Source organism: Polyangium fumosum (assembly GCF_005144585.1).
Classification (GTDB): domain Bacteria; phylum Myxococcota_A; class Polyangia; order Polyangiales; family Polyangiaceae; genus Polyangium; species Polyangium fumosum.
On the sequence record NZ_SSMQ01000163.1, the window covers coordinates 1 to 4,954 of the forward strand.

The 4,954-nt window shown below is 66.0% G+C and carries 4 protein-coding genes and 1 pseudogene; 3 read left to right on the forward strand and 2 right to left on the reverse strand.

Features of this window, described 5'->3' with window-relative positions:
- On the forward strand, positions 1–354 hold a 354-nt coding region (locus E8A74_RS51395; RefSeq protein WP_136936547.1), incomplete at its 5' end, for an ABC transporter permease subunit.
- Positions 351–1,133: an amino acid ABC transporter ATP-binding protein gene (locus E8A74_RS51400; protein ID WP_136936548.1), complete on the forward strand. Its 783-nt coding sequence runs from the start codon at positions 351–353 to the stop codon at positions 1,131–1,133. The genes E8A74_RS51395 and E8A74_RS51400, both read left to right, overlap by 4 nt.
- A gap of 66 nt (positions 1,134–1,199) precedes the next feature.
- Here the strand turns inward: E8A74_RS51400 and E8A74_RS51405 are convergent, their stop codons facing one another.
- Together E8A74_RS51405 and E8A74_RS56275 are read right to left on the reverse strand one after the other, a co-directional pair.
- On the reverse strand, positions 1,200–2,888 hold the full coding sequence (locus tag E8A74_RS51405) for a DUF885 domain-containing protein (RefSeq protein ID WP_170230027.1): 1,689 nt from the start codon (positions 2,886–2,888) through the stop codon (positions 1,200–1,202).
- A gap of 349 nt (positions 2,889–3,237) precedes the next feature.
- Positions 3,238–3,449: pseudogene (locus E8A74_RS56275) on the reverse strand (hypothetical protein); the annotation flags it as partial.
- A gap of 858 nt (positions 3,450–4,307) precedes the next feature.
- On the opposite strand from E8A74_RS56275, the gene E8A74_RS51420 reads away from it, so the two are divergent.
- Positions 4,308–4,637: a four helix bundle protein gene (locus E8A74_RS51420; protein WP_136931061.1), complete on the forward strand. Its 330-nt coding sequence runs from the start codon at positions 4,308–4,310 to the stop codon at positions 4,635–4,637.
- The last annotated feature ends 317 nt before the right edge of the window (positions 4,638–4,954 follow it).

The window sequence follows — 4,954 nt, forward strand, 5'->3', positions numbered from 1 at the left end:
GGTATCCAGTCGATCGAGCGCGGCCAGATGGAAGCGGCCCGGGGCCTCGGGCTCGGCTACATGCAATCGATGCGGTACGTCATCGTTCCCCAGGCCGTGCGGCGGGTCATCCCGCCCCTCATGAACGAGTTCGTCATCTTGATCAAAGACACCTCGCTCATCGCCTTTCTGGGGCTGTCCTACGCGCAGCGCGACCTCTTCACCGTCGGCTCGCAGGGCTACTCGCAATTCTTCAACGCGACGTTTTATGTCGCCTCCGGGCTCGGCTATCTCGTTGTCACGCTGCCCCTGATCAGGCTGGTGACCTGGGTCGAGAAACGGCTGCGGAGCGGTCTTTTGGGGGCCGTGGCATGAGCCGCGAGGCCAATGCCCCGGCGTGGCCGGCGGGACCGGTCCCGGCGGGCGCGCCGCTCATCCGGCTGGAGGCCATTCACAAGTGGTTTGGCAGTCTGCACGTGCTCAAGGGAATCGACATCGATCTTGCGTACGGCCATGTCTTGGTGGTGATTGGCACCTCTGGCTCGGGCAAATCCACGCTCCTGCGCTGCATCGACATGCTCGAAGAGCCGACGTCCGGGCATGTCTGGTTCAAGGGCCGTGACATCACCGACGTTCGGGTGAACCTGAACGAGGTGCGAACGCACATGGGAATCGTGTTCCAGGCGTTCAACCTCTTTCCTCACAGGACCGCGCTGGGGAACATCACCCTGGCCCTGGAAAAGGTGCTGCACATGCCCAGGGAGCAGGCCAGGGAGCGGGCCATGGCGGAGCTCGAGCACGTGGGGCTGGCCCAGAAGGCCCTGAGCCATCCAGGGCAGCTCTCCGGGGGCGAGCAGCAGCGGGTGGCGATCGCACGAGCCCTGGCCATGCGCCCGGACCTGATTTTGTTCGACGAGGTCACCTCGGCGCTCGATCCGAAACTGGTGGCCGAGGTGCTCGCCGTGATGAAGCGGCTCGCATCGGAGGGGACGACCATGGTCGTGGTGACCCACGAAATGGGGTTCGCGCGGGAGGTCGGGACCCACGTCGTGTTCATGGACGAGGGCGTCATCGTGGAGCAGGGCGAGCCGAAAGCCGTCTTCGACAATCCCGCGCACGAGCGAACGCGGCGGTTTCTCTCTTCGGTGCTCTGACGCCGTGCCTTGACGCCCCTCTCTCTCGCGGCTCTCTTGGCATCTCGGGCCGGGTGACGAGAGCCGCTACTTTGCAATCGCCTCCATCTCCGCGAGCACCCGCTCACGCACGAGCGCGATCGGCGGCGCCCCGTGCGCGAGCAGCGTGTCGTGGAATTTCCGCAGGGAGAATCGTTTCCCCAGCCGCCTCTTGGCCTCCTCCCGCAATGCGAGGATCTGCAGCTTGCCCAGCGTGTACGCGAAATAGCCCGGGTCGAATGTTCCACGCACCGCCTGCTCCCGCGCGGTGGCGGGGTCCTGGAAGCATTCTTTCTCGAATCGCTCCGCCGCCTGCTCGACCGTCATGCCTTTCGCGTGGAGGCCCGCCGCGACGACGTAGCGGCAATCACGCAGGAGCGCGTCCGAGAGCTGCCCCAGGCGCGCCTCCGGCTCGTTCGCGGCAAACCCCTCGTCGATCATCATCTGCTCGCCGTAGTGCGCCCACCCTTCCCTGAACGAGTAGCTGGTGAACATCTTCTGGACACGTGTAGGCGATCGATTCTGCCAGAGACCTTGCAGGAAATGGCCCGGCCAAACTTCGTGCGTGGTGATCGAGATCAGTTGGCCTCGCCAGGGCAGGTAAGCCTCTTGCTCGGCCTTGGGCCACGAGGGATCGGGCATCGTGATGTAGAAGAAGGAGGGCACCCGCGCGGTCTCGAAGGGCCCGGGCGCGTCTTGGAAGGCCGAATTCCACCGCATGAACGGCGGCGTCTCCTTCACCAGGATCGGCTCCTGCGAGGGGATCGTCACGATATCTTCTTCGACCACGAAGGCCCGCGCCGCGTCGACGAGCTTCGTCGCCTCGGCGAGGAGCTCTTCGGCTGTCGTGCGCGTCGGCGTCACCTTGCTACGCAACGCCTCGTAGGCGCGCCGGTTGGCCTCGAGATCCGCCTCTCCGAGGCGCAGAAACTCGTCGAGCGAAAGATGGAGCCCCTCTTGTACCTCGAGGAGCTTCCTGAACCCCGCCTCGCCCAGCGCAAAACTTTGATCCGCGGACGGCAGGTAATCGACGCGCAGGCGCTCGACCATCGTCTCCGCTTCGCGAGCGAGCTTCTCGTTGGTTTGCGTGATCTCCGCGAGCAGGGCGACATCCGTGAGCTTCTGGAGTTGCTTCGGGACGTCCTCGCGCAGGTAACGCACGTAGCCCTTGTAGATATGGATTCCCGTCTCGAGGACCGGCCGTGGAACCGGGCGTGAGAGGTTGGCGAGGGCATGGGCGACCTGCCCGAGCGCGGCTTTTTCGTGCGCGAGGAGCTTGCGCGCCCGCACCTCGAGCGGCGCATAATCGCGGTCCAGGTAATCGTTCACCGCGAACAGCTCCTCGTATGTCTGCGGCGCCTTCTGGAAGACGTGCATCTCGTCCACCTCGAAGAGCTCCAAATCGAGCTCCTGCAACAGAAGCGCGCGGTCGAGTGAATCATCGGCCGAGAGGCCCGCGGGCGGCACCGCGGCGAGCTCCTCGCGCGCCTTGCGCGCGCGCGAGAGCCGCGCATCGATGGCGGCTTTGCGGAAATCGGGCACCACCCCGTCGAACGCGTGCAGCCCGAGCTGGCGCGCGCTTTGCGGGTGATCGGCGAGCCACGCATCGACGACGCGATCGCGCAGCGCCGGGAAGCTCTCCGGCGCGCGTGCGGGTCCTTTCACCTGCGTGCCGGCGCTGCAGGCTGGCAGCGCGAGACAGAGCGAGAAGAGCGCCACGAACGAGCGCGCCTTCATGCGTGGGAAATTCCTGCTCGTTCTCACCATACAATCCCCCCAATCCAGCGCCGTGACAGCAGCAGCGCTCTCCGACCGGACGAGCAGCAATGCCCAGGCCGCCGAGGTGTGAGCCGCCAGTTTCCGGAGCGCCTCGCGAACCTGAATGGGTTTCAGGAAAAGACGAACAACGAACGCCCCGGCGGCTGCTCTCCATGGGGTCTGCCCGCCGTCCCCGAACATGGCGAGAGGTTCCCGCAGCTAGGCGCGAAATTCGCTGGGGAACTTCCCCCAGAATGCATGGCGCGCCGCATTCTAGAGCGCTATTTTGGCCTCAAGAGCGTCCGGGCTCTCAATTGGCCAACGAGATCACGTAGCGATAGCAGCCACGATATCCGATCATCGGATTCTCCTCGATGGGATCGAACCGCTCGCCCCCTTTCAGCCCGCGGAACTCGTTGGTCCGGAAATCGGACATGCGCTGGATGAAGTCGTCGCGGCGAACTCAGCCCGGAGCAGCCCCACGCCGTCCACCGGCAGCGCGGCGACCTCTTCGGCGCGGTCTGCAATCGCCAGGTCAACACACGGTCCACGGCCGAGATGAGGGCGGCAATCTCCCGCTCGCACCCGTACACCTTCAGCCGAATCTGGAAGCGCTCCGACACGTCCCGTGCGCGGGAGCGAGAGCGGGAGCGGGAGCGGGCGCGGGAGCGGAAAGGGTTCGATGGGCCCAGAGCCCACCGGGCACGCTCCTGCAGCCCTGCCGCACTCGTGTGCTCACAGACACGAAGGACACCTCGTGGTGCCTACACGTAACTACAACGTAAGTTCACCCGGATCCCTCGTCGACGAGACCCCGGAGGAGGTCGGACTTCGTCGGGGGCCTGGTCGGCGAGACCCCGGAGGAGATCGGACTTCGTCGGGGGCCTGGTCGGCGAGACCCCGGAGGAGATCGGACTTCGTCGGGGGCCTGGTCGGCGAGACCCCGGAGGAGGTCGGACTTCGTCGGGGGCCTGGTCGACGAGGCAGGCGGCGGAGTCCGATCACGCGGGGGGCTCGCCGACGAGGCAGGTAGCGGGAGCGGAGGCGGGAGCGGAAGCGGAAGCGGAAGCGGAAGCGGAGGCGGGAGCGGGAGCGGAAGCGGAAGCGGAAGCGGAAGCGGAAGCGGAAGCGGCTGCGGGAGCGGCTGCGGGAGCGGCTGCGGGAGCGGAAGCGGGAGCGGAAGCGGGAGCGGAAGCGGGATTCAGAGAACCCGCTCGGGGACGGCGAGCGTACCGTCGTGCTCGGCCTCTTCAAGGCCAAGCCGTCCTCGCCGTCCTCGCAGCACTGCGTGCTGCTCCGGGCGGCTCCGGGCGGTGCTGCGCAGCCTTGAAGAGGCCTCCGCGCGACGGTGTGGGACGGGGGTCCCGGCGAAAGGGTCGTCGGACGGAGGGTTTCGTCATGCTGAGGATTTACGAGGTCGTTTTGGTTATGGCTGGGGACGCGGCGGGGATCGCGGAGCAGATTGAACGGAGGGATTCCGATCTGGCTCGGCAACTGCGCAGGGCCATGCATAGCGTCGCCCTCAATGTCGCCGAAGGAGCCGGAAACACGGCGGGTCATAAACGGCAGCGTTATCAAACAGCCCTCGGCTCCGCCCGGGAGGTGCTCGCCTGCATCCAGGTCGCACAGGCCATGCGCTACATCGGCACGGTCGATGCACGCGTGCTCGATCGCATGGACCACGTCATCGCCACCCTCGGCCGCCTGGTCTACCGCCGCGCATCCTGAACCCCGCAAGGCGGGCCGTCCTTCACCGGACGGCCCGCCAAACGGCCTGGATCGCAGCATCCATAACGATGCTCCTCGCGCCTTTTGCGGCGGATCGTGGCTCGTCCCGCGACGAACCCGTCCCCTCATTTCGCAATTGCTTTTCCCCCCGATCCATGAGACCAAAACAAGCGACGCCAGCCGGTGCTAGCAACACCGACCGGCGTCTGACCTGCAAACCCCAATCGAGCTGGAGTTCACAAGCTGTGAGCAACGTAGACGTCTATCCTGAATCCGCCAAGAAACCAGCAACCCTTCCCTCCCCGGAGGCGACCTTC

Coding starts and splice junctions, on each gene's coding strand:
- E8A74_RS51405 (WP_170230027.1), bottom strand. CDS start 2,888: ATGAAGGCGCGCTCGTTCGTGGCGCTCTTCTCGCTCTGTCTCGCGCTG.
- E8A74_RS51400 (WP_136936548.1), top strand. CDS start 351: ATGAGCCGCGAGGCCAATGCCCCGGCGTGGCCGGCGGGACCGGTCCCG.
- E8A74_RS51420 (WP_136931061.1), top strand. CDS start 4,308: ATGCTGAGGATTTACGAGGTCGTTTTGGTTATGGCTGGGGACGCGGCG.